At 61.8% G+C, this 24,817-nt stretch carries 24 protein-coding genes; 16 read left to right on the forward strand and 8 right to left on the reverse strand.

The features are described 5' to 3' along the window. Positions 1-209: 209 nt before the first annotated feature. The 3 genes from rho to hemE form a co-directional block, all read right to left on the reverse strand. Positions 210-1,475, reverse strand: coding sequence for a transcription termination factor Rho (gene rho / locus IB267_RS32300; RefSeq protein WP_089044254.1), 1,266 nt, complete (start codon positions 1,473-1,475; stop codon positions 210-212). A 194-nt stretch (positions 1,476-1,669) separates the two neighbouring features. Continuing rightward, the gene (gene hemJ, locus IB267_RS32305) at positions 1,670-2,212 is read right to left on the reverse strand and encodes a protoporphyrinogen oxidase HemJ (protein WP_192451482.1); all 543 of its coding nucleotides are present in this window, start codon (positions 2,210-2,212) and stop codon (positions 1,670-1,672) included. After that, positions 2,209-3,240, reverse strand: coding sequence for a uroporphyrinogen decarboxylase (hemE, locus tag IB267_RS32310; RefSeq protein ID WP_192451483.1), 1,032 nt, complete (start codon positions 3,238-3,240; stop codon positions 2,209-2,211). Before hemE ends, hemJ begins: the two co-directional genes overlap by 4 nt. A gap of 407 nt (positions 3,241-3,647) precedes the next feature. Between hemE and IB267_RS32315 the strand changes: the two genes are divergently transcribed. The 5 genes from IB267_RS32315 to dnaQ are packed head-to-tail and all read left to right on the forward strand — an operon-like array spanning position 3,648 to position 7,249. Next, positions 3,648-4,469 (forward strand): pyruvate, water dikinase regulatory protein, encoded by an 822-nt coding sequence (locus IB267_RS32315; protein WP_043624228.1) that lies wholly within the window; start codon positions 3,648-3,650, stop codon positions 4,467-4,469. Between the two features lie 31 nt (positions 4,470-4,500). Further along, positions 4,501-5,100, forward strand: a complete 600-nt coding sequence (locus IB267_RS32320; protein WP_192451532.1) for a Maf-like protein — start codon at positions 4,501-4,503, stop codon at positions 5,098-5,100. Next, complete coding sequence (locus tag IB267_RS32325; RefSeq protein WP_192451484.1) at positions 5,093-5,950, forward strand: shikimate dehydrogenase; 858 nt, start codon at positions 5,093-5,095, stop codon at positions 5,948-5,950. The genes IB267_RS32320 and IB267_RS32325 overlap by 8 nt, the downstream gene beginning before the upstream one ends. Next, positions 5,950-6,552 (forward strand): dephospho-CoA kinase, encoded by a 603-nt coding sequence (coaE, locus tag IB267_RS32330; protein WP_192451485.1) that lies wholly within the window; start codon positions 5,950-5,952, stop codon positions 6,550-6,552. Before IB267_RS32325 ends, coaE begins: the two co-directional genes overlap by 1 nt. Further along, the gene (gene dnaQ / locus IB267_RS32335; protein WP_192451486.1) at positions 6,545-7,249 is read left to right on the forward strand and encodes a DNA polymerase III subunit epsilon; all 705 of its coding nucleotides are present in this window, start codon (positions 6,545-6,547) and stop codon (positions 7,247-7,249) included. The genes coaE and dnaQ overlap by 8 nt, the downstream gene beginning before the upstream one ends. A 62-nt stretch (positions 7,250-7,311) precedes the next feature. On the opposite strand, the gene secB is transcribed toward dnaQ, so the two are convergent. After that, complete coding sequence (secB, locus tag IB267_RS32340) at positions 7,312-7,809, reverse strand: protein-export chaperone SecB (RefSeq protein ID WP_043624236.1); 498 nt, start codon at positions 7,807-7,809, stop codon at positions 7,312-7,314. 180 nt (positions 7,810-7,989) lie between these two features. Continuing rightward, positions 7,990-8,487, reverse strand: coding sequence for an FxsA family protein (locus tag IB267_RS32345; RefSeq protein WP_192451487.1), 498 nt, complete (start codon positions 8,485-8,487; stop codon positions 7,990-7,992). Between the two features lie 130 nt (positions 8,488-8,617). Here IB267_RS32345 and IB267_RS32350 point away from each other — a divergent pair, with 130 nt between their 5' ends. From IB267_RS32350 to gyrB, 5 genes are all read left to right on the forward strand, one after another. Further along, the gene (locus IB267_RS32350; RefSeq protein ID WP_043624242.1) at positions 8,618-9,322 is read left to right on the forward strand and encodes a Tim44/TimA family putative adaptor protein; all 705 of its coding nucleotides are present in this window, start codon (positions 8,618-8,620) and stop codon (positions 9,320-9,322) included. A 15-nt stretch (positions 9,323-9,337) separates the two neighbouring features. Continuing rightward, complete coding sequence (locus IB267_RS32355) at positions 9,338-10,441, forward strand: murein transglycosylase A (protein ID WP_192451488.1); 1,104 nt, start codon at positions 9,338-9,340, stop codon at positions 10,439-10,441. Beyond that, a complete protein-coding gene (locus IB267_RS32360) occupies positions 10,434-11,003 on the forward strand; it encodes a Smr/MutS family protein (protein WP_192451489.1) in 570 nt (189 codons plus the stop codon). Before IB267_RS32355 ends, IB267_RS32360 begins: the two co-directional genes overlap by 8 nt. Next, positions 11,000-11,377, forward strand: coding sequence for a helix-turn-helix domain-containing protein (locus IB267_RS32365; RefSeq protein ID WP_043624249.1), 378 nt, complete (start codon positions 11,000-11,002; stop codon positions 11,375-11,377). The genes IB267_RS32360 and IB267_RS32365 overlap by 4 nt, the downstream gene beginning before the upstream one ends. Before the next feature lie 134 nt (positions 11,378-11,511). Then, positions 11,512-13,947 carry a DNA topoisomerase (ATP-hydrolyzing) subunit B gene (gene gyrB, locus IB267_RS32370; protein WP_043624256.1) on the forward strand — a complete coding sequence of 812 codons (2,436 nt, stop codon included), beginning with the start codon at positions 11,512-11,514 and terminating at the stop codon, positions 13,945-13,947. 63 nt (positions 13,948-14,010) lie between these two features. On the opposite strand, the gene IB267_RS32375 is transcribed toward gyrB, so the two are convergent. Then, on the reverse strand, positions 14,011-14,607 hold the full coding sequence (locus IB267_RS32375; protein WP_192451490.1) for a nitroreductase family protein: 597 nt from the start codon (positions 14,605-14,607) through the stop codon (positions 14,011-14,013). Between the two features lie 246 nt (positions 14,608-14,853). Between IB267_RS32375 and gabD the strand changes: the two genes are divergently transcribed. Together gabD and hpaI are read left to right on the forward strand one after the other, a co-directional pair. Next, a complete protein-coding gene (gabD, locus tag IB267_RS32380; protein ID WP_192451491.1) occupies positions 14,854-16,308 on the forward strand; it encodes an NADP-dependent succinate-semialdehyde dehydrogenase in 1,455 nt (484 codons plus the stop codon). Positions 16,309-16,435: 127 nt separating this feature from the next. Continuing rightward, positions 16,436-17,242 carry a 4-hydroxy-2-oxoheptanedioate aldolase gene (gene hpaI, locus IB267_RS32385; RefSeq protein WP_192451492.1) on the forward strand — a complete coding sequence of 269 codons (807 nt, stop codon included), beginning with the start codon at positions 16,436-16,438 and terminating at the stop codon, positions 17,240-17,242. Here the strand turns inward: hpaI and IB267_RS32390 are convergent. After that, positions 17,236-18,324 carry a mannitol dehydrogenase family protein gene (locus IB267_RS32390; RefSeq protein ID WP_192451493.1) on the reverse strand — a complete coding sequence of 363 codons (1,089 nt, stop codon included), beginning with the start codon at positions 18,322-18,324 and terminating at the stop codon, positions 17,236-17,238. The two genes, hpaI and IB267_RS32390, sit on opposite strands and share 7 nt — an antisense overlap. 20 nt (positions 18,325-18,344) lie before the next feature. Continuing rightward, complete coding sequence (locus IB267_RS32395) at positions 18,345-19,223, reverse strand: GntR family transcriptional regulator (RefSeq protein ID WP_192451494.1); 879 nt, start codon at positions 19,221-19,223, stop codon at positions 18,345-18,347. Positions 19,224-19,441: 218 nt separating this feature from the next. Here IB267_RS32395 and IB267_RS32400 point away from each other — a divergent pair, with 218 nt between their 5' ends. The 4 genes from IB267_RS32400 (at position 19,442) to IB267_RS32415 (ending at position 24,807) form a co-directional block, all read left to right on the forward strand. Beyond that, positions 19,442-20,947, forward strand: a complete 1,506-nt coding sequence (locus IB267_RS32400) for an altronate dehydratase family protein (protein WP_192451495.1) — start codon at positions 19,442-19,444, stop codon at positions 20,945-20,947. A 34-nt stretch (positions 20,948-20,981) separates the two neighbouring features. Further along, positions 20,982-22,001 (forward strand): aldo/keto reductase, encoded by a 1,020-nt coding sequence (locus tag IB267_RS32405; protein WP_192451496.1) that lies wholly within the window; start codon positions 20,982-20,984, stop codon positions 21,999-22,001. 167 nt (positions 22,002-22,168) lie between these two features. After that, entirely contained in the window at positions 22,169-23,158 is a 990-nt protein-coding gene (locus IB267_RS32410) for an ABC transporter substrate-binding protein (protein ID WP_192451497.1), read from the forward strand. A gap of 95 nt (positions 23,159-23,253) precedes the next feature. After that, positions 23,254-24,807, forward strand: coding sequence for a sugar ABC transporter ATP-binding protein (locus tag IB267_RS32415; RefSeq protein WP_192451498.1), 1,554 nt, complete (start codon positions 23,254-23,256; stop codon positions 24,805-24,807). Positions 24,808-24,817: the final 10 nt, after the last annotated feature.

Consider the following 24,817-nt stretch of genomic DNA (forward strand, 5'->3'; position numbering starts at 1 on the left):
AATTTCAAGATGCCCCTGCATCCTCGCCTTTCACGCCTGCACGTGTTTCACGTGAATCAGCAGGAGGGACGGCGATCTAAAGGCGGGTGTAGAGCGGAGATCGTTGCGAAAGCGAATCGAAAGCGGTGGCGAATCCGGCTAAGGTTTGGAAACGAAAAAACCGGCCGACGCATGGTCGACCGGCCTTCACATTTGGCGATGAACGCGTCTTAGGTGTTCATCGAGTCGAAGAAATCGCCGTTGTTCTTCGTCTGCTTGAGCTTATCGATAAGGAACTCGATCGCGTCCGTCGTTCCCATCGGCGCCAGAATACGGCGGAGCACGAAGATCTTCTGCAGATCCTGGCGCGGAACGAGCAGGTCTTCCTTACGCGTACCGGACTTGAGAATGTCCATCGCCGGGAAGATGCGCTTGTCGGCGACCTTGCGGTCAAGCACGATTTCCGAGTTGCCGGTGCCCTTGAACTCTTCGAAGATGACTTCGTCCATGCGGCTGCCGGTATCGATCAGCGCGGTCGCGATGATCGTCAGCGAGCCGCCTTCCTCGATGTTACGGGCTGCACCGAAGAAGCGCTTGGGGCGCTGCAGGGCGTTGGCGTCGACACCACCGGTCAAGACCTTGCCCGATGACGGAACAACGGTGTTGTAGGCGCGGCCGAGGCGGGTGATCGAGTCGAGCAGAATGACGACGTCACGACCGTGTTCCACGAGGCGCTTGGCCTTTTCGATCACCATTTCGGCAACCTGAACGTGACGCGTCGCCGGCTCGTCGAAAGTCGAGGAAACGACTTCGCCCTTTACCGAGCGCTGCATGTCCGTCACTTCTTCCGGCCGTTCGTCGATCAGGAGAACGATCAGGTAGCATTCCGGATGGTTGGCGGTGATCGAATGGGCGATGTTCTGCAGGAGAACGGTCTTACCGGTGCGCGGCGGCGCGACGATCAGGCCGCGCTGGCCCTTACCGAGCGGTGCGACCAGGTCGATGACGCGGGCCGAAAGATCCTTCGAGGTCGGAACGTCGAGTTCCATCTTGAAGCGCTCGTTCGGGTAAAGCGGCGTCAGATTGTCGAAGTGGACCTTGTGACGGATCTTTTCCGGATCATCGAAGTTGATGGTGTTGACCTTGAGGAGGGCGAAGTAGCGCTCGCCTTCCTTCGGTCCGCGGATCGGACCCTCGACCGTGTCGCCGGTCTTCAGGGAGAAACGGCGGATCTGGGAGGGCGAGATGTAGATGTCGTCCGGACCGGGGAGGTAGTTTGCATTCGCCGAGCGCAGAAAGCCGAAGCCGTCCTGCAGCACTTCAACGACGCCTTCACCGATGATCTCGATATCCTGAGCCGCGAGCATCTTGAGGATTGCGAACATCAGCTCCTGCTTGCGCATCGTGCTGGCGTTCTCCACCTCGAGCTCCTCGGCGAAAGCGAGCAGATCGGTCGGCGTCTTGTTCTTGAGTTCTTGTAGCTTCATTTCAGCCATGAAGGATCCATGTTTGGTATGGGTAGTGGAGAGATGGCGAGTATTGATTAGGGAGCTGCAGCTGGAAGGGGCAGGCTCTTGTCTTTGTCACAAGCCATGAAGAGGAGATGGCAGAAAATAGCGATTCACGTGAAACCCTGCAAGGGGCTGTCGCAAATTAGAAACGCCTATGACAGGCCGCAAATCGATTAAATTCAAAATGGCTTCACGACGACCATGATGACGATGAGGATCATCAGGAGGGTAGGGGCCTCGTTCATCAACCGCCAATAGCGCGCGTCGTGCCTGTTTTCGTCGCGCTGAAAGGCGCGCACCGCACGGCTGAAACGCATGTGGACAACCGTCAGCAGCACCACGAACAGAAGCTTGGCATGCAGCCAGCCACCCTGGAAGCCATATACGCTCCAGGCGAGATAGAGCCCGAGCACCCATGAAATCATCATCGCCGGGTTCATGATGACCTTCAGGAGCCGCAACTCCATCATCTTGAAGGTTTCCGACTGGGCGGAGCCGGGTTCCGCATCCGTGTGGTAGATGAACAGCCTGGGCATGTAGAGCAACGCCGCCATCCAGGACATCACGGCGATAACGTGCAGCGCCTTGATCCAGAGATAGAGATCATCCGGACGCCAGACGAACAGACCGGCAAGAAGCGCCGCGAACGCGCCGAGCGCGATCGCTGCCCTGAGCTGCGCCCTCTTGCCGGGCGCCCGGTCGGTCTGCTTCTCCGCCATCATCTTGCTCCGCGAACCCGGGCAACCAGCGCCGAGACGTGATCGGGATCGGCCTGCGGCGTTATGCCATGGCCGAGATTGAAGATCAGCGGACCGTGACCGAGTGCCTCGAGAATGCGGTCGATGCCTTCCTCAAGCGCCACGCCGCCGGCGACCACGCGCATCGGATCGAGATTGCCCTGTACCGGCCCTTCCTTCTGCAGGTCCTTCGCGAAGGAAAGCGGGACCGTCCAGTCGAGGCCGATCGCATCAGCGCCGGTCGCCTGCCGATAGCCGTTCAGCAGCTGCCCTGCGCCCTTTGCAAAGGTAATGATCTTTGCCTGCGGCCGCTGCGCCCGAACGGAGGCGATGATCCGCTGCACCGGCTTGACGGCGTAGCGGGCGAATTCCTCCTCGCCGAGAACACCTGCCCAGGAATCGAAGATCTGCACCGCATCGACGCCGGCATCGATCTGCCGCACGAGATAGTCCGCCGACACATCCGCCAGAAACGCGAGCAGATGATCGAAGGCTTCGGGATTGCGATAGGCGAAGAGACGGGCAGGAGCCTGGTCCGGCGTACCGTGTCCGGCGATCATATAGGTCGCAACCGTCCAGGGAGCGCCACAGAAGCCGAGCAGCGTCGTTTCCGAGGGAAGTTCTGCGCGCAACCGCGAAACCGTCTCAAAGACCGGCTGGAGGTGCTCAGCGATGCCCTCTGGCTTCAGGAGACGGATACCATCCACATCGATCGGATCCATTCGTGGCCCATGGCCTTCTTCGAAGCGCACATTGCGTTTCAGTGCATCGGGAATGACCAGGATGTCGGAGAAGAGAATGGCAGCATCGAAAGCGTAGCGACGGATCGGCTGCAAGGTCACCTCGACGGCGAGATCGGGCGTGTAGCAAAGATCGAGGAAGCTTCCGGCGACAGCACGTGTCGCCCTGTACTCCGGCAGGTAGCGTCCCGCCTGGCGCATGAGCCAGATCGGAGGAGGTGACACCGTCTTCCCTGCCAAAACTTCCAGAACCTTTCTGCGCGTTTCGGTCACGGATCGTCTCTCCCAATTTAAAATCAAAGATATTTAGAAGGTTTCTATTTCTTAGAGTCGGTGGGTATCAAGGATTAAAACAACCCACCGACTTGTCCACGACCGGCGATCGCGGCGCCAACTGGCGGGACAATGAGAGCGATCTCTGGAAAAACAGCGTGGTCAATCTCGGAAACGCTTTTTGAATCATGTCTTTAAGCCGCGCTCGATTTTTGCCGCGCCTGTGGAAAAGCGGTTGATACGCGTGACACTTTGTCCGCACTGCGAGTCTTGTCCACATCCGTCCCGAAACAATGTCCGCGACAGCGCCAATTGTGAATAACTCGGCTGTTTTCCACTTGCCTGGATCCAGGCCCCGTCGTTAGCTGTGTTTCATCCCGGCTTATCAACAGCACCAGGAGAATTGCGTGGAGAACAAGAAAAACTACTTCCACCTTCACCTGATTTCGGACTCAACGGGCGAGACTCTCATTGCCGCCGGGCGCGCCGCCGCGGCCCAGTTTCAAAGCTCGCATGCGCTCGAGCACGTCTATCCGCTGATCCGAAACCGCAAGCAGCTGCTGCAGGTTCTCGACGCCATCGATGGCGCACCGGGCATCGTTCTCTATACGATCGTCGATCGCGAACTCGCTGACATCATCGATCGCCGTTGCCGCGAGATGGGTGTTCCCTGCGTCTCGGTGCTCGATCCGATCATCGACCTTTTCCAGTCCTATCTCGGATCCCCGTCGCGGCGGCGCTCCGGTGCCCAGCATGTGATGGATGCGGAATATTTCGCCCGCATCGACGCACTCAACTTCACCATGGACCATGACGACGGTCAGCTGCCGGCCGATTTCGATGACGCGGATGTCGTTCTCGTCGGCATCAGCCGGACGTCGAAGACGCCGACCAGCATCTATCTCGCCAACCGCGGTATCAAGACGGCGAATATCCCGATCGTCCCGGGCGTGCCTCTGCCTGAAAGATTGATGGAAGCGACGAAGCCGCTCGTCGTCGGGCTGATCGCGACGGCGGACCGTATTTCGCAGGTGCGCCAGCACCGGGTGCTCGGAACGACGCAAGGCTTTCACGGCGATCAGTACACAGACAAGGCCTCGATTACCGAGGAACTGAAATATGCCCGGTCTCTCTGCGCGCGCAACAATTGGCCGGTCATCGACGTCACCCGCCGTTCGATCGAGGAAACCGCGGCGGCGATCGTTGCCCTGCGTCCACGTCTGCGTTAGAGCGGATTCGAACAATTCGGGAACCTGAATGATGACATCTTCGCTCGTCCTGGCCTCGGCCAGCCCGTTTCGCCGGGCGCTCCTGGAAAATGCCGGCCTGGTCTTTAAAGCGAGGGCAGCCGAGATCGATGAGCGCGCGCTGGAAAAGCCGCTTGAAGATAAAGGTGCAGCACCCGAGACCGTCGCTCTCGAACTGGCGGAAGCAAAGGCCCGGGATGTCGCGCGGCATTTTTCAGGGGCGCTGGTGATCGGTTCCGATCAGACGATGTCCCTGGGCTCGCGGGTCTACCACAAGCCGAAGACCATGGCGGAAGCCGCGGCACACCTGCTTTCGCTTTCCGGCCAGACGCACCGCCTCAACAGTGCGATCGTGCTTCTTCGTGGTGACGAGGTTGTCTGGCGGCACGTGTCGTCCGCCCACATGACCGTACGACCGCTGACAGTGGAGTTCGTCGAGCGTCATCTGGAGCGTGTCGGCGAGAAGGCGCTTTCGAGCGTCGGCGCCTACCAGCTGGAAGGTGAGGGCATCCAGCTCTTCGAAAAGATCGAGGGCGACTACTTCACCATCCTCGGTCTTCCGATGCTGCCGCTGCTTTCCAAACTTCGCGAACTGGGAACGATCGATGCGTGATTCACGTGAAACATTTGTTAACCACGCCTTCGTCACCGGCTACCCGATCAAGCATTCCCGGTCGCCGTTGATCCATGGTTATTGGCTGAAAAAGCTCGGTCTGCCCGGCAGCTACCGCGCCCATGAGGTCAAGCCCGAAGACTTCGCCGCCTTCGTGGCCAGCCTCAAGGATGGGACATCCGGTTTCAGCGGCGGCAATGTCACCATTCCCCATAAGGAAGTGGCCTGTCGGCTGGCGGATCAGCCGGATGAGCTGAGCCAGGAACTCGGCGCTGCCAACACGCTGTGGGTTCAGGACGGAAAGGTGCATGCCACCAACACCGACGGCCGCGGCTTCGTTGCCAACCTCGACGAGCGGGCGTCCGGTTGGGACAAAACGTCGACTGCGGTCATCCTCGGCGCCGGCGGCGCCAGCCGGGCGATCATCCAGGCTGTTCGCGATCGTGGCATCAAGACGATCCATGTCGTCAACCGCACCGTCGAACGGGCGCAGGAACTTGCCGACCGGTTCGGCCCGGCGGTCGAAGCCCACCCGATGGGCGCACTCAAGGACGCAATGACCGGCGCAGGCCTGTTCATCAACACCACCTCACTGGGCATGGACGGCAGCGAAGCACCGGCAATCGACTTCGGTGTCATGGCTTCGAGCGCCATCGTCACGGATATCGTCTATGTTCCCTTGAAGACGCCGATGCTGGCGCAGGCAGAAGCGCAAGGCCTTGCGACCGTCGACGGTCTGGGCATGCTTCTGCATCAGGCGGTGCCCGGCTTCGAACTCTGGTTCGGCTGTCGGCCGACGGTGGACGCCGCACTTCGACAATTGATTATCGACGACATGGACAGGCACTGATGATTATCCTCGGGCTCACCGGATCGATCGCCATGGGCAAGTCAACGACTGCCCAGATGTTTCGCGACTTCGGGGTGCCGGTGAACGATGCCGACGAGGTCGTGCATCAGCTCTATAGCGGCGAGGCGGTTGCACCCGTGGAAGCGGCCTTTCCCGGAAGCACGAGAGATGGAAAGGTCGATCGCGCCGAACTTTCGCGCCAGCTCGTTCAGGCGCCGGAACGGCTGCGCGAACTCGAGGCGATCGTCCATCCGCTGGTGCGCAGCAAGGAGCAGGAGTTCCTTGCGGAAAACCGCGCCGCCAATGCGCCCTTTGTGGTCCTCGACATTCCTCTTCTGTTTGAAACGGGCGCGGAAAAGCGGGTCGATCACGTCGTCGTCGTGACCTGTTCGGCCGAACTGCAACGCCAAAGGGCGCTGAAGCGCCCAGGGATGACCGAGGAAAAACTTGCGATGATCCTTGCGCGGCAGGTGCCGGACAGCGAAAAGCGTAAACGCGCCGACTACATCATCGATACCAGCGACAGTTTCGACGTCACCCGGGCCCAGGTGAAGGCCGTCGTCGACCAACTCGCAGCCAGCAACGGAGACGCGGATGCGTGAGATCATCTTCGATACGGAAACGACAGGCCTCGACAATCGCGAGGACCGGGTGATCGAAATCGGCGGTGTCGAGCTCGAGAACCAGTTCCCGACCGGCCGCACGCTGCACATCTTCGTCAATCCCGGCAGCCGCAAGGTTCACCCGGATGCACTCGCCATCCACGGGATCACCGACGAGTTCCTGAAGGACAAGCCGCCCTTTGCCGATGTGGTCGAGGAGATCCTCGCGTTCTTTGGCGATGCCCGCTGGGTCGCGCACAACGCCACCTTCGACATGGGCTTCATCAACGCGGAGTTCGCGCGCTTGGGCATGCCGCCGATCGCCATCGAGCGGGTGACCGACACGCTCGCGCTCGCCCGCCGCAAACATCCGATGGGGCCGAACTCGCTCGACGCGCTTTGCCGTCGTTACGGCATCGACAATTCGCACCGCGCCAAGCACGGCGCGCTTCTCGACTCCGAGCTGCTGGCGGAAGTCTATATCGAGATGATCGGCGGCCGTCAGGCGGCCCTCGGTCTCGTGTCCAGCAAATCGAGCGATCAGGCGATCGAACTCGACGACGCGCCGATCCTTATCGGCCAGCGGCCGCGCCCTTTGCCGAACCGGCTCTCGGAGGCTGACCTGGCCGCCCATGCGGCGTTGATCGCAAAGATCGGTTCCAAGGCGATCTGGACAAAATACGAACCTCAGGAATGAGGCAGGTACGAAAAAGCCCGGCACGTTGGCCGGGCTTTTCGTTTCAGCAATCTGAAATTCGATCAGTTTGCGGTTTCGTTCGAAACCTGGGCGCGAACCTTTTCTTCGGCCATGCGCTGGGCAAACATCTGCGCGAAGTCGATCGGGTCGATCATCAGCGGCGGGAAGCCGCCGTTGCGGGTTGCGTCGGCAACGATCTGACGGGCGAACGGGAACAGCAGGCGCGGGCACTCGATGAAGAGCAGCGGCAGCATGTGCTCCTGCGGGAACCCGGCAACGCGGAAGACGCCGCCATAGGCGAGTTCGACGTTGAACAGAACGCGGTCGCCGTCCTTGGCTTCTGCGTTCAGCGAGAGCACGACGTCGAAATCGTTCTCTGCGAGCGGGTTTGCATTGACGTTGACGTTGATATTGATCGCCGGCGCCTTGTCACGGGCCTGCAGCGAACGCGGCGCGCCCGGGTTTTCGAAGGAAAGGTCCTTGATATACTGGGCGAGGATGTTCAGCGTCGGGCTCTGCTGCGCGCTGCCGTTGCCGTTGGATGCGGTATCAGTCGTCATAAGGGTTCCTCGACAAAAATAGGTGAGGCCATCTAGCATTTCGGCCTAGGGCTTACAACCCTGCGGGCCCGGCGCTTTCCAGCGGAAGCGCGGCTTTCCGCTCCAAGCGGAGAGCTGAAAGAATGCTCCGGAATATGGGCGATAGCGTGCCGTTCCTGCATTCTGCCGGCATGGCCTTGGCTAGGGCCGGCGGCGATCGCCGACCTGCGGCGGGTCCTCGTCGTCCGTCCGTGAAAATTCGCCGTCTTCCAGATCGATGACCCGCGGCGAGGGGCCCGGTTCGCGCGGCCGTGTCCAACCGGCACCGGAAGCAGTGGTCACGATCGTCATTCGCTTGCGCAGGAAACCGGCAACCGCATTGCGCACGAAAGGCAAAAACAGCAGGAGGCCGATCACGTCGCTGACGAAGCCCGGTACCACCAGCAGGATCGCCGCGACGAACAACAATGCGCCGCCAAGCACCTCCCGGCCCGGGTCGCTGCCGTTGCGCGCGGCGTCCTGCATCCGACGAATGACGGTAAATCCCTGGACTCTCAGCAGGATAACGCCGACAAATGCACTGGCAAGAACCAGAAGCAACGTCATCAGGAGGCCGATCTCTCGGCCGACGACAACGAAACCGGCGATCTCGGCCAGCGGAAGCCCGAGGATGGCAAGGGGGATAAGAAATGAACGCATCGATGCTGCCCGAAAATGTAACCTGGTGTCACATCCCCGTCTAAGGGTGCGACATCGCCATTTGAATGATCTATTCTTGCGGACTATATGGAATAGCCACGAGAAATTCTAACAGCGGTTCCGGGTGGAAATGGGCTCTTTTGACTTCATCACGTTTTTTTTCCTGATCGCCGCGGTGGTCATTTTCCTGCAACTGCGCAGCGTCTTGGGCCGCCGGACCGGGAACGAGCGGCCGCCGTTCGATCCGTATTCGCCACGCGACATGAGCCAGGGGCCGGATAACGGCGACAAGGGCAAGGTCGTGCAATTGCCGCGCCGTGAGAATGCGGACGAAGAAGCCAACCGCTACGAAGCGATCGACGCCTTCGCCAAGACCGGAACGACGCTGAACACCCAGCTGCGGGCGTTGAGCGATGCGGATCAGGGTTTCGATCCCAAGGAATTCGTCAACGGCGCCAAGATGGCCTACGAGATGATCGTCATGGCTTTCGCAGACGGCGACCGCAAGACGCTGAAGAATCTGCTGTCCCGCGAGGTCTATGAAGGCTTCGACGCGGCGATCACCGATCGCGAGCGCAAGGGCGAAGTCGTCAAGTCCACCTTCGTCGGCATCGACAAGGCGGACATCATTCACGCCGAAGTGAAGGACAGCGAAGAAAACATCACCGTTCGCATCGTCAGCCAGCTGATCTCGGCGACCTACGACAAGCAGGGCGGTCTGATCGACGGCGACGCCGAGTCGGTTGCGGAGGTCAACGATCTCTGGACCTTCGCGCGCGACATTCGCTCGCGGGATCCGAACTGGAAGCTGATCGCCACCGAATCCGAAAACTGAGCGGACGCGGTACCGATGTCCTATCGACTTGAGCCAGCCCGTTTCTCCGAGCTTCCGGGCTGGCAGGATGATGATCCGACCACGGTGATCGAGGCGATGCGTCGCTGTCACCAGCATGTCTCGACGGTCAAACCCTATCGCACGGGTTCTCTCGGGATTTCGGTCGACGATCTCGCGCCGGCCTTCTCCGCATCGCAGCAGCAGGTGGAAAGCGCAGGGAACGCGCGAGCGTTTTTCGAAGCGCAGTTCGTCCCCTTTCGGATCATGCCCGAGACGGGTTCCGGTTTTGTCACGGCCTTCTACGAGCCCGAGATCGATGTCCGCGCCGAACCGGACGAGACCTATCGTTATCCGCTCTACCGCCGGCCGGACGATCTGGTCGATGTTCATGACGGCAACAGGCCGGAGGGCATGGATCCCTACTTTGCATTCGGCCTCTCCGAGGGTGGACGGATCAGCGAGTATCCGGACAGGCAGGCGATCGAGCAGGGCCATCTGGCCGGCCGCGGTCTGGAGATCGCCTATGCGAAGTCCAAGGTCGAGATCTTCTTCGTTCATGTGCAGGGTGCCGCACGGCTCCGGTTCCCGGATGGTTCGCGTCGTCGCGTCACTTATTCGGCCAAGACCGGGCACTATTTCTCAGCGGTCGGCAAATTGCTGATCGAGCGCGGCAAGATCGATGCCGCCACCGTTTCGATGATGAGCATTCGCGACTGGCTGGAAGCCCATCCCGACGAGGTCGACGAGGTTCTCTGGCACAACCGGTCGTTCATCTTCTTCCGCGAGGCAGAGGTCGAGGACGAGCGGTTGGGGCCGATTGCCGCCGCCAAGGTCTCGCTCGAGCCGAACCGCTCGTTGGCCGTCGATCGGCTGATCCATACCTTTGGCGTTCCCTTTTTTATCGCGAGCGAGAGCCTGACGCGGCTCGATGACGGAAAGTCCTTCCAGCGTCTGATGCTGGCGCTCGATACCGGCTCGGCGATCGTCGGCCCGGCTCGCGGCGATATCTTCACCGGGTCCGGTTTCGAGGCTGGCGAACGGGCCGGAGCGGTTCGCAACGCGGCCGACTTCTACGTCTTCGTTCCCAAGGCGGCCGCGGCCCGTTACGGCCATGGCTAAGGACAAGAAGCTCTCGGCCGAGGATCGCATTCTCTGGGGCAAGGTTGCCCGTTCGGCGAGACCGATGCCCGGTCGGCTCGTCGACCTCATGGAGATTCTGGCCGAGGCCGAACAGGTAAAGCCTCCGGAAGAGGCGAAGGCCAAGCAGCAGCGGCAGCAGCCGGCAACGGTGGCGGAGCAATCGGGTATAGCGCTGACGAAGAAGCCCGGCGAAAAAGTGCATCACCCTCTGGAGCGGCCGGTCAAGCGCAAGCTGGCCAAGGGGCACCTGGTGCTCGAGGGTCGGATCGACCTGCACGGCATGATCCAGAGCGAAGCGCATGGTCTTCTTCTGCAGTTTCTGCTGAGGGCGCACGAGCGGGGCCTGCGGCATGTGCTCGTCATTACCGGCAAGGGCACCTCGTTTGGCAGTGACGGCGCCTTGAAGCGAGCCGTGCCGCTCTGGTTCTCGCTTCCCGAATTCCGGCCGCTGATCTCTTCCTATGAGCCGGCCGCCCGTAATCATGGCGGCGACGGCGCGCTCTATGTCCGCCTGGCGCGGGTGAGGGGCAGCGCGCTATGACGCCCTTCGGCCAGGCTCTGCGCGAACTCCGGCGCCGCAAGGGCGTGTCGCAGAAGGAGATGGCGAAGGCGATCGGTGTCTCTGCGGCTTATCTCTCGGCGCTCGAGCACGGAAAGCGCGGTGCACCGAGCTTCGATTTCCTCCAGCGCGTCACCGGCTACTTCAACGTAATCTGGGACGAGGCGGAGGATTTGTTCCGCATCGCCAATGTTTCCTCGCCGAAAACGGTGCTCGACACATCGGGTCTGACGCCCGAGCACACCGCATTTGCGAACCGTCTGAGCGAGCAAATTCGCGCTTTGTCTCCGGAGACGATCCGCAAGCTGGAAGATGTTTTGGAAAAAGCCACATTTCCTGATAATGACAGGGGATGAATGCTTGTTTCCGGCCGCTGCCCGGCGGTCCGGGATTTGGAACCGTGGACAAATTTCCTATAGTCCGCGAGGCGTCCGAGACGTGATTCGCAACGAATCACCATGTCCGAAGAACCTGGAAAGACCCGTACCGTATGACCGATACTCCTGAAACCGCAGCCGGCGCCAGCGCCGAATATGGTGCCGATTCCATCAAGGTGTTGAAGGGCCTCGACGCCGTACGCAAGCGGCCGGGCATGTATATCGGCGACACGGACGATGGCTCCGGCCTTCATCACATGGTGTACGAAGTCGTCGACAACGCCATCGACGAGGCGCTTGCCGGCCACGCCGACGTGGTCACGGTGACGCTCAATCCGGACGGATCCGTAACCGTGACCGACAACGGTCGCGGCATCCCGACCGGCATCCACAAGGAAGAGGGTATCTCGGCCGCCGAGGTCATCATGACCCAGCTGCACGCCGGCGGTAAATTCGACCAGAACTCCTACAAGGTTTCGGGCGGCCTGCATGGCGTTGGCGTGTCGGTGGTCAACGCACTTTCGGTCTCCTTGAAGCTGAAGATCCGCCGCGACGGCAAGATCCACGAGATGAGCTTCACCCACGGCGTCGCCGATGGTCCGCTCGCCGTCACCGGCGATGCGGGTGACGCGACAGGCACCGAGGTGACGTTCCTGCCGAGCGCCGAGACCTTCTCCAAGACCGAGTTCGACTATAGCACGCTCGAACATCGCCTGCGTGAACTCGCCTTCCTCAATTCCGGCGTCCGCATCATGCTGACCGACAAGCGCCATTCCGACGTCCGGCAGGACGAGCTGATGTATGAGGGCGGCCTCGAAGCCTTCGTCGCCTATCTCGACCGCGCGAAGAAGCCGCTGGTGCACAAGCCGGTGGCTATCCGTGGCGAAAAGGACGGCATCACCGTCGAAGTGGCGATGTGGTGGAATGACAGCTACCACGAAAACGTGCTCTGCTTCACCAACAACATCCCGCAGCGCGACGGCGGTACGCATATGGCGGGCTTCCGCGGGGCGCTGACCCGACAGGTCACCTCCTATGCCGATACGTCAGGCATCACGAAGCGGGAAAAGGTCACGCTTCAGGGCGAAGACTGCCGCGAAGGCCTGACGGCCGTGCTCTCGGTCAAGGTTCCCGATCCGAAGTTCTCGTCGCAGACCAAGGACAAGCTGGTGTCGTCGGAAGTGCGACCGGTGGTCGAAAGCCTCGTCAACGAGGCGCTGAGCACCTGGTTCGAGGAACATCCGACCGAAGCCAAGATCCTGGTCGGCAAGGTCGTCGAAGCGGCTGCCGCCCGCGAAGCCGCCCGCAAGGCCCGCGAATTGACCCGCCGCAAGGGCGCGCTCGACATTTCCTCGCTGCCCGGCAAGCTGGCAGACTGCTCCGAACGCGATCCGGCAAAATCCGAAGTCTTCCTGGTGGAAGGTGACTCGGCCGGTGGTTCGGCCAAGCAGGGCCGGTCGCGCGAAAACCAGGCGATCCTGCCGCTGCGCGGCAAGATCCTCAACGTCGAGCGTGCACGCTTCGACAAGATGCTGTCGAGCCAGGAAATCGGCACGCTGATCACCGCGCTCGGCACCTCGATCGGCAAGGACGAGTTCAACGCCGACAAGCTGCGCTACCACAAGATCATCATCATGACGGACGCCGACGTCGACGGCGCCCACATCCGTACGCTGCTGCTCACCTTCTTCTTCCGGCAGATGCCGGAACTGATCGAGCGCGGCCACATCTATATCGCCCAGCCGCCGCTCTATAAGGTGACGCGCGGCAAGTCGGCGCAGTATCTCAAGAACGAACAGGCGCTCGAAGATTACCTGATCTCGATGGGTCTCGAGGAAGCGACGCTGCAGCTTGAATCGGGCGAAGTCCGCGCCGGGCAGGACCTGCGCGAGGTGATCACTGACGCGCTGCGCCTGCGTAACCTCATGAACGGGCTTCACTCGCGCTACAACCGGGCGATCGTCGAGCAGGCGGCCATTGCCGGCGCGCTGAACGTCGAGCTCAACGGCCAGCGTGACGAATACGAAAAGACCGCCGCCGAAATCGCCCGCCGTCTCGATGTGATCGCCGAGGAAACCGAGCGTGGCTGGACCGGTACCGTTACCAGCGAAGGCGGACTTCGGTTCGAACGCATGGTGCGCGGCGTCAAGGAAGCCGCGGTGCTCGATATGGCGCTGATCGGTTCGTCCGATGCGCGCTACATCGACCAGCTGGCGTCGAAGTTGAAGGAAGTCTACTCGGCACCTCCGGTATTGCGTCGCCGTGACGGCACGCAGGAGATCAGCGGTCCGCGCGCGCTTCTCGACGCGATCTTCGCCGCCGGCCGCAAGGGCCTGTCGATGCAGCGCTACAAGGGTCTGGGCGAAATGAACGCCGAGCAGCTCTGGGAAACGACGCTCGATCCGAACGTCCGCTCGCTGCTTCAGGTCCGGGTGACCGACGCCACCGACGCGGACGGTCTGTTCTCGCGTCTGATGGGCGACGAGGTCGAGCCGCGTCGCGACTTCATTCAGGAAAACGCGCTGAGCGTCGCCAACCTCGACATCTGATCGAGGCCGTTGCACAGACAAAAAGAAAATCCCGGCCTGAGAGCCGGGATTTTTGTTTGTGCTTCACTCGCCCTTGAACCGGCCCTCGAAGGCGAATTCGTCGACCGGCTTGCGCTGGCTCGGAATTTCGCGTGCGCGCAGATCGTCCGGCAATGTCGAGGGATCGGCGAGCCGGCCGATCGCGACGGCGGCTTCGACCCGGTAGTGTTCGGGAACGCTCAGGACGTGCATCGCCTTGTCGCGATCGATGCCCGCCATGCCGTGGGTGTGCCAGCCCGCAAGCGAGGCCTGCAAGGCGAGGCTGTACCAGGCCGCCCCGGTATCGAAGGCGTGGGTATAGGCATGCCGCATTTCGCCGTTCTGTGCTGCATTATGCGTTCTTGAAATCACGATCAGCAGCGCTGCCGCGTTCTTCGCCCAGCGTTGGTTTCCCTCGTCGAGCGTTTCGAGCAGCACCGGGAAGCGATCCGTGCCGCGGCGCGCATAAACGAAGCGCCAGGGTTGGCGGTTGCTGGCAGACGGCGCCCAGCGGGCCGCTTCGAAGAAGGAAAGCAGGGTCTTTTCGTCGATTTCCTCGCTGGTGAAGGCGCGGGGCGACCAGCGCTCGATGAACATGGCATCGATCGGATGGTCAGCTTTTCTGTTGTCGGTCGCCGTCATGGACATGCCTCTTCTCGGTGTCGCGTGAACTTGGGAACGCCGCCGGACCGACGGGCGACCCATGGTTTGATTCGTTTCGAACGCTACATGAGGACGGATGGCGAAGGAACGGGTTGGATGCACGCAAACGTGAGCGCCCGCTTGACTTATGCGACGCAAGAAATTGCAGAAACGGCGACTTGGGGTCATTGCTGTTTCGAAGAAAAAAGTTGTATAAGTTCTGTAGGATTTGAGAGAGGACGGATCATGTCGTTTAAGGACCCATCATTGTTTCGCCAGGCAGCGCTTATCGGCGGCGAGTGGATCGAGGCGGACGCGGCAAACGCGATCGAGGTGAACAACCCGGCGACGGGTGAAATCATCGGTCGCGTGCCGAAGCTCGGCGCCAAGGAAACCAAGGCTGCGATCGAGGCCGCGCGTGTCGCCCAGAAGGGCTGGGCAGCGCGCACGGCCAAGGACCGCGCCGGTGTCCTGCGCAAATGGTTCGAGCTGATGATCGAGAACAAGGAGGATCTCGGCCGCATCCTGACGTTGGAGCAGGGCAAGCCGCTGGCCGAAGCGACCGGCGAAATCGTCTATGGCGCAAGCTTCGTCGAGTGGTTCGCCGAAGAGGCGCGCCGTCTCTATGGCGACCTGATCCCCGGCCACCAGCCCGATAAGCGCATTCTGGTCATGAAGCAGCCGATCGGGGTCGTCGCGGCGATCACGCCCTGGAACTTCCCCAATGCGATGATCACCCGCAAGGCCGGCCCGGCCTTTGCCGCCGGCTGCGCCATGGTGCTGAAGCCGGCCGCACAGACGCCGTTCTCGGCGATTGCGATCGCCATTCTGGCCGAGCGCGCCGGTCTGCCGAAGGGTCTTTTCAGCGTCATCACCGGCTCGGCTCGCGAGATCGGCGCCGAGATGACCTCGAACCCAGTTGTGCGCAAGCTCACCTTCACCGGGTCGACCGAAGTGGGTGCGGAACTCTATCGCCAGAGCGCGGCCACGATCAAGAAGCTCGGCCTGGAGCTTGGCGGCAACGCGCCCTTCATCGTCTTTGACGATGCCGATCTCGACGCGGCTGTCGAAGGCGCGCTGATCGCCAAGTTCCGCAACAACGGCCAGACCTGCGTCTGCGCCAACCGCATCTATGTGCAGGACAAGGTCTATGACGCCTTCGCCGACAAGCTCGCCAAGGCGGTCGCCAAGCTGAAGGTCGGCAACGGCGTCGACGAGGGTGTGATCCTCGGCCCGCTGATCGACAAGGCGGCGCTGGAGAAGGTGGAGGAACATGTCGCCGACGCCACGTCGAAGGGCGCTCGCGTCATCCAGGGCGGCAAGCGTCACACCCTCGGCGGCACCTTCTACGAGGCGACGGTTCTGGCTGACGTCACCCAGGCGATGGCGGTTGCACGCGAGGAAACGTTTGGGCCGGTCGCACCGCTCTTCCGCTTCACCGACGAGGCGGACGTGGTCGAGCAGGCAAACGACACCGAGTTCGGCCTTGCCTCCTATTTCTATGCCAAGGATCTTGCGCGTGTTTTCCGGGTGGCCGAAGCGCTGGAATACGGCATGGTCGGCGTCAACACCGGGCTGATCTCCACGGCCGAAGCGCCGTTCGGCGGCGTCAAGCTCTCTGGCCTCGGACGCGAGGGCTCGCGCTACGGCATCGAGGAGTTCACCGAGATCAAATACGTCTGCCTCGGCGGCGTTGCGTAAGATACGGTACCCAATCTGAAAAACCGGCCGGAAAGTTCTGGCCGGTTTTTTTCTTTGCCGGTAGAAATCTCGTAATTGCGGGATCGAGGCATCGCTCGTCCCGTCGCATTGCAGGAGGAGACGACCCATGCCGGCACCGAAGAACCCCTTCAAAGCAGCGCTGCGCGAAAACCGCTTCCAGCTCGGGCTGTGGGTGGCGCTTGCCAGCCCCTATGCAGCCGAAGTGGTGTCCGGCAGCGGTTACGACTGGCTGCTGCTCGACGGCGAGCACGCGCCGAACGACATTCCGTTGCTGTCGGCGCAGTTTCGTGCCGTCGCCGCATCGGCGAGCCACCCGATGGTTCGCCTGCCGGTGGGCGATACCGTGCTGATCAAGCAGATCCTCGACACCGGCGTGCAGACGCTCCTGATCCCCATGGTCGAAAGCCTGGCGCAGGCGCAGCAGCTGGTGCGCGCCACCCGCTATCCGCCGCATGGTATTCGCGGCGTCGGCGCCGCCCTCGGGCGCGCCTCTGAGTTCGGCCGCATCGGCGATTATCTCCAGACCGCCGGCGATGAAATCTGCCTGATCCTGCAGATCGAAAGCCGCGCAGGTCTTGCCGCTATCGACGAGATTGCCGCACTCGATGGCGTTGACGGCCTCTTCATCGGTCCCTCCGATCTGGCCGCCGACATGGGTTATCTCGGCAAGCCAGGCCATCCGGAGGTGCGCGCGGCGATTGCCGACGCGTTCGAGCGCATCGAGAAGGCCGGCAAGGCACGCGGCATCATGACGCTCGATCTCGAGCAGGCGCGCGACTATCGCGAGATGGGCGCTGATTTCATGGCGATCGGCACGGATGTCACCTCCCTCGTGCGTGCGACGAGGACGCTGCGCCAGGAGTTTCTCGGCGAAGAGACGTCGGCTCCGAAGAAGCAGGAATCCGGCTACTGATCGCAGATTGCCTGGAGTTCGGGCATCGCTACGCCCGGGCTCCAGCGCCGCAAATCGACGATCCGCCGCTCGATCTTTTCGCGGTGGTGGTTGGCGATATCGCTGAGGCGGTGATCGAGGAACGGGTTTCTGAAGCGTTCCAGCGTCGCGACAACATAGTCTGCCGCTTCGCTCTCCAGGCCCTTTGCAGCAAAGGCCGGAATCACGTCGGATCGATAGATACGGTCTAGCCGCATGGCGATGTCGGGATCGGCCAGGATTTCCCGCACAGTCTCCTTCGGGTCGCGGCCTTGCCTAAGCCAGAGATCGGCCAGCACCGTGTGGCCGAGATTGAGGATGTGGAGCTTCAGCTTCTCGTAAGGCGTCAGGTCATCCACGAGCTTTACACAGGGGTGGATGCATGGGGGCCGCAAGCCGGGCTGGTTTTCGATTGCCCAGAGCGCATAGGGCTCGGCAATGGCACCGGCCGGCTCGAGCGGCTCGGAGACGATGCGGTCGACCAGCGTATTCGCCCAGACGACATCCTTGTCCAGCCAGTCGGCAAAGGCTTTGTCTTTCACCCGCTGCGCCGCGAGCCGCAGCATCAGCGCCTTCAGCACGTCGCCGTTGCGCGATACCAGTTCACAGGGAAGCATCGTCAGGGGACGGCCGCCTGCATCGAAGCGCGCCTTCAAGAGCAGAAGCAGCTTGCCCGGAAAGGAACGCGGAACTTCCGCTATCGGATCGTCCTCGCCGACCTGGTAGCCCGTGTCGCCGGTGTTGGAGATCAGGATTTCGGCCTCCTCGGCGACAATCGCCCGGATTTCACTCCAGTTTTGGGCGGTTGAAAGTGCGCGCGCGACGCTTGTCACGTGCTGTGTCGCGTCGATCCTCTCGCCTCCCTGGATGCCACGAATGATAACGGGAAAGCCCTCGGGACGCGAAAGTGCCGCAAGCCGTCCGGACCGTTCGCTCGACCCTGTCGTTTGCACGATCGTGATCGAACCGGGCGCTTCTCCCTTCTTCAGTGCTTGGCTGATGAAGAGATCGGCATGCGCCTGAAGGAAACGGCTCGTCCCGAATTGCACGATCGGCGTCGGCATGCGTAGGCTCCGATAGCTGGCTATGGAATGGATTGGAGAAGGGTTTCGCGCGCCGACTGAAGGTGTCGCCGGCAGGCCTGTTCGGCCTTTGCCGGATCGTGCGAGCGCAGCGCTTCTATATAGGCGAGGTGTTCTTCCAGCGCGCGGGCGTTGCGCTGGCGGGCATTCGTCTTGTTCCACTGGTAGTGATAGTGGAAGACGATGGCGATGATGTCGTAGAAATCGACGATGAACCGGTTGCTCGATGCCTTGTGCACCAGCAGGTGAAACTGCTCGTCGAGCTCGGAGAACTCCCGGTAACGGTTGTCGATGTCGGCGAGGATGTCCCGGTGCAGGGCCTCGATTTCCCGAAGCTCATCCCAGGCCGGATGATCGTGGGGCAGGGAGACAAAGCGCGCGGCCGAGCGCAGCTCGAACATCTCGCGCACTTCCGTCAGTTCCAGCGCGAATTCGCGGGTAAAGCCTTTCAGGATCCAGTGGCTGTTCGGCCGCTTCTCGATCAGGCCGAAGCGGCTGAAGCGGATCAGGAACTCGCGCACGCTGGTCGTGCCGGTGCCAATGTCGCGTGCCAGTTCCAGTTCGTTGATCTGCATGCCCGGCTCGGCACCACCGGCGAGAATCCGGCGCATGAAGCTGCGCTCGATGATCTCGGCGAGTGAATCCGTCTCTTCCGTCGGAAAATAATCGTCGGGCCGGGGTTGGCGCAGCACGCTCTTCTTGCGTTTGTCCCAAGCGATCAGCTGCAGTTCCTCGAAGCGGCTGAGGATCGACCGTACCGTCGTCCGGCTAACGCCAAGCATCTGCCCGAGCTCCGGCTCGGAGGGCAGCGAGGATGTGTCCGCCAGCAGCTTGAGGCAGCGGTTATAAGCATCCTTGAAGACGGTGTTCTGTTTTGCCATGGGCGACGTCCGGATCGTTCGAAGTTTTCTGCGCTTACGCGGAACGCTCCTCTATCCCGTCGCTCCGGTTTTGTCTGCGTCTGTCATCCATATCTGTTCCTCCCAGCCGCTCCGGGGCATCTCGGCCGTGCCGTCGACGTTTTCGCTATAATACCCATTGACGGCAATCTGTCTATTGTAGATAAAAGACAGAACAAAAGTCGTTAGGGAGAAATCGGGTGTCTGCGCCGTCCACCATCCTGCTCGCACCGGAGGACAATGTTGTCGTGGCGACGCTGGCGATTGCCGCCGGCGATGTTCTGCCAAACGGCGTGCGCGCGGCGGCAAAGGTCGATGCCGGACACAAGATCGCCATCCGTGCCATCCGAGCCGGCGAACCGGTCGTCAAATATGCCCAGGCGATCGGCCGGGCGACCGCCGATATCGCGCCGGGTGACCACGTGCACGCCCATAATCTCGCCTTCGACAAGGACCGCTTGGCGATCAGCCCTCAAGGGGCGCCGGAAGTGGCAAGCGATGCCGACAGGGCGCGCACCTTCATGGGTTTTCGAAGAGGGGATGGCCGCGCAGCGACGCGAAACTACATCGGGGTCGTCGCCAGCGTGAACTGTTCCACCACCGTCTGTCGCGCCATCGCCGAGGAGGCGAACAGGCGCATCTTGCCGAGGTACGAAGGCATCGATGGTTTCGTGCCGATCGTGCACGATCAGGGCTGTGGCATGTCCTCGACGGGCGACGGCATGGCCAATCTGCACCGCACGCTCGCCGGCTATGCCCGCCATGTCAATTTCGGCGGCGTGCTGATGGTCGGCCTCGGCTGCGAGGTCAACCAATTGACGCTCTATGGTCAAAGCGGCGCCGGCGCGGAGAAGCGCCATTTCAACATCCAGGAAGCCGGCGGCTCGCGTCGTTCCGTCGAAAAGGCGCTGGGCATTCTCGAGGAAATCGCTGCTGAAGTCGGCAAGGAACGTCGCGTTGCTATCCCGGTCGGCGAGATCATCGTCGGTCTGCAATGCGGCGGGTCGGATGGGCTTTCGGGCATTACCGCCAACCCGGCGCTGGGTGCTGCGGTTGACATCCTTGCGGCCGCCGGCGGCACGGCGATCCTCTCCGAGACTTCGGAAATCTATGGCGCTGAGCACCTTTTGCGCAGCCGTGCCGTCAACGACGCGGTCGCGGTGAAACTCGATGGGCTGATTGCCTGGTGGGAGAACTATGTGGCGCTGCATGGCGCTTCGCTCGACAACAATCCTTCGCCGGGCAACAAACGGGGTGGTCTGACCACCATTCTCGAAAAATCTCTCGGCGCCGTCGCCAAGGGCGGTCGCTCGCCGCTGAACGCGGTCTACCGCTACGCCGAGCGGGTCACCGAGCACGGGCTCGTTTTCATGGATACCCCCGGCTACGACCCGGTATCGGCCACCGGCCAGGTCGCCGGCGGCGCCAATGTCATTGCCTTTACCACGGGTCGCGGCAGCTGTTTCGGCTGTCGCCCCGCGCCGTCGATCAAGCTTACCAGCAACACCGCGCTCTACCGGGCGATGGAAGAGGACATGGATATCGATTGCGGCGTGATCGCTTCGGGGGAGGCGAGCATAGCCGGGCTCGGCCGCGAGATCTTCGACCTGATCGTCGAGACCGCCTCGGGCCGCAAGACCAAGAGCGAGCTTTTCGGCTACGGCGATAATGAGTTCGTGCCCTGGCATTTGGGCGCAACGCTCTAAATACCTAAGGCATCCTGGGAGGAGGAAACGGGGAATGCAGACGAGACGGATCGGTCGAACCGACCTATCGGTGACCGAGTTTAGCTTCGGCGCTGCCGGTCTTGGCGGCCTCTACCGCGAATGCACCCGCGACTCGGCGATCGCAACCCTGGACGCTGCCTGGCAGTCGGGCATGCGCTACTTCGATGTCGCGCCTTTCTACGGCCTCGGTCTTGCCGAGCGTCGTGTCGGCGACTTCCTGCGCGACAAGCCGCGTGATCAGTTCGTGCTTTCCACCAAGGTTGGTCGTCTCCTTCATCCGGTGCCGGAAGACAAGGTGCCGGACTATTCCTACGTGAACCCGCTCAATTTCGACGTCACCTACGATTACAGCTATGACGGCATCATGCGCTCGGTCGAGTTTAGCTATGCCCGGCTCGGGCTCAATCGCATCGACATCCTCTATGTGCACGATATCGGCGTCTACACCCATGGAGCCGCTCGCAACGCGGTCTACCTCCGGCAATTGCTGGAGGGCGGCCTCAAGGCGTTGGAGGCGCTGAAATCCTCGGGAACGATCGCGGCCTATGGGCTCGGCGTCAACGAGGTGCCGGTCTGTCTCGACGTCCTGCGTGAGGCCAATCTCGACTGCATCCTGCTCGCCGGGCGTTACACGCTGCTCGACAGGTCCGCCGTCGCCGAACTGCTGCCGCTCTGCGAGAAGAAACAGACTTCGATCGTCGTCGGTGGGGTGTTCAACTCGGGCATCCTGGCGACGGGGCCGGTCGATGGCGCGCGTTTCGACTACATGCCGGCGACGGAAGATATCCGGCAAAAGGTTGCCGCCATGGACGCGGTTGCGCGCGGCATGGACGTGCCGCTTGCTGCACCTGCCATGCAGTTTCCGCTCGCCAGTCAGCAGGTCGCCTCGGTGCTACTCGGCACCGCCAAGCCGCAGAGCCTGGCGCGCAACATGGCGCTCGCCGAGCACCGGTTTTCCGCAGCGGATTTCGCGGCTTTTGAACCGTTCACACTGGTCGCACCGGAGCTCGGAGACGAGCCGGTTCGGGTCTAACGGACGGCACCAAAGCGCCGTCTGAAATGCTGTTCCGGCAGCTTGCCAAGCCGGGATTGTCGTATTAGCATTCCAATATGTTTTTTATCGATAAAAGGTCGATAAGCCAGCACCTGCGATCGATCTCCAAGAAGTGGAACACGGTGCACAAAGAGGAGAAACCTGGGATGAGCATTCTGAAAAGCAGCCTTAGCCGCCGCGCCTTTACCGCCTTGGCCGGCGCCGCGATGATCGCCGGCATGTCGCCGGTGGCCTCGTTCGCACAGGACGTGACGATCCCGATCATCGTCAAGGATACCACGTCCTTCTATTGGCAGATCGTGCTGGCCGGTGCCCGCGCCGCCGGCAAGGATCTCGGCGTCAACGTGCCGGAACTCGGCGCTCAATCCGAGTCCGATATCAACGGCCAGATCAGCATTCTCGAGAATGCGGTTGCCGGCGCCCCGGCTGCCGTCGTCATCTCGCCAACGGAATTCAAGGCGCTTGGCAAGCCGATCGATGAAGCAGCGAAGGCCGTGCCGATCATCGGCATCGACTCCGGTGCCGACTCCAAAGCCTTCTCGTCGTTCCTCACCACCGACAACGTCCAGGGCGGCCGCATCGCTGCCGACGGTCTCGCTGCAGCGGTCAAGGAAATGAGCGGCAAGGAAGAGGGTGAAATCGCCATCATCACCAGCCTTCCGGGTGTCGGCTCGCTCGACCAGCGCCGTGAAGGCTTCCTCGATCAGATCAAGACCAAGTATCCGGGCTTCAAAGTCGTTGCGGATAAGTATGCGGACGGCCAGGCAACCACTGGCCTCAACATGATGACCGACCTGATCACCGCCAATCCCAACCTTGTCGGCGTGTTTGCGTCCAACCTGATCATGGCGCAGGGCGTTGGCCAGGCGATCGCCGAAAACAAACTCGGCGACAAGATCAAGGTGATCGGCTTCGACAGCGATGACAAGACCGTCGGCTTCCTCAAGGAAGGCGTTCTGGCTGGTCTCGTCGTTCAGGATCCCTATCGCATGGGGTACGATGGCGTGAAGACAGCGCTCGCCGTCTCGAAGAAGGAGAAGGTCGAGGCGAATGTCGATACCGGCGCCAATCTGGTGACCAAGGCCAACATGGCCGAGCCGAAGATCGACGCTCTCTTGAACCCGAAGGTCAAGTGACGACGGCTGCGGCGGGCGTTGAGCCTGCCGCACCCGCTTGCGGCCGGAACGAGGACCGGCCGCAAGCGATCTCTGCGATGGGAGGGAATGCGCAGATGACCGACTTGCAAGAGCCACGCGACATCAGGACCGAAGGACTGCATGTGGCGACACGCCACCCGGTTCCGAAAGGCGAGCCTATCCTGGAGCTGCGCGCCCTGCAGAAAAAGTATGGCGCCGTCGAAGCCTTGAAGCCTGCATCGCTGACCTTTCTGTCCGGTGAAATTCACGCGATCGTCGGTGAGAACGGTGCCGGCAAGTCGACGCTGATCAAGCTTTTGACCGGCGTCATCAAACGCACGTCCGGCGAAATCTTTTGGTGCGGAAAACCCGTTCAGCTCGGCACGCCGCAGGAGGCGATCGAGCGCGGTATCAATGCCGTGCATCAAGAGGTCGTGCTTTGCGCTCACCTGTCGGTCGCGGCCAATATGTTTCTCGGCGACGAGATCAATCGCAACGGCCTGATGCGCAAGCGCGCGATGACCGATGCGGCACAAAGCGTGCTGGATGATCTCGGCTTCAACCTGCCGGCCGGTGCCGTGCTTGGAAGCTTGACGATTGGGCAGCAGCAGCTCGTCGCCACGGCGCGTGCCGCCATGCGCGGCACGCAGTTTCTGATCTTCGATGAGCCGACCGCCTATCTCACCCGACAGGAATCGGCACAGCTCTTCCGGCTGATCCGAAGGCTGCAGGCCGAAGGCGTGACCATCGTCTATATCAGCCACCGCATGGAGGAAGTCTTCGAGCTTGCCGACCGTGTCTCGGTGCTGCGTGACGGCACCCATGTCGGCACCCGCAAGATCGGTGAGACCAACGAGGCGGAGCTGATCGCGCTGATGATCAATCGCACGATCGAGCAGATCTATCACAAGGAACATTTTCCGCCGGGCGCGGCCATCATCGAGACGCGCAACTTGAGCGGCCCCGGCTTCCAGGATGTGTCGCTGACAGTGCGCGCCGGCGAGATCGTCGGCCTCTACGGGCTCATCGGCGCGGGACGCAGCGAGTTTGCGCTCGGCCTTTATGGCCGGCACCGGCCAACGGGTGGAGAGGTCTACTGGCAGGGCCGTAAGGTGGAGATCGCCAGCGAACGTGAGGCCATGGACCTCGGCATCGCGCTTGCGCCCGAAAGCCGACGTGACCAGGGCCTCTGCCTCAACTTGCCGATCGGCCTCAACATCAATCTGCCGGTTTTCAACCGGCTGACGCGCGGCCTGACGATCAACGGCCAGCAGGAGCGGGAAAACGCCGACCGGCAGATCCGCGACCTGAAGATCAAGACGCCGTCACGCCGCGTGCTGGCCTCCGCCATGTCCGGCGGCAACCAGCAGAAGATCGTCATCGGCAAGTGGTTGAGCCACGGCGCCAAGCTTTTCATCTTTGACGAGCCGACGGTCGGCGTCGATGTCGGCACCAAGGCGGAAATCTATCGCCTGTTCGCACGGCTCTTGGAGAACGGGGCGGGCATCATCTTGATCTCGTCCTATCTGCCGGAGGTCTACGAACTGGCGGACCGGCTGCATGTGTTCCGGCGCGGACGGCTGGTCGCCAGCCACGACTATCGTGCTGCCAGCCATGAGGAAGTGCTGACGCAGGCGATTGGCGTTTGAACCGATAAAA

The organism is Ensifer sp. ENS09 (genome assembly GCF_014852425.1).
GTDB lineage: Bacteria > Pseudomonadota > Alphaproteobacteria > Rhizobiales > Rhizobiaceae > Ensifer.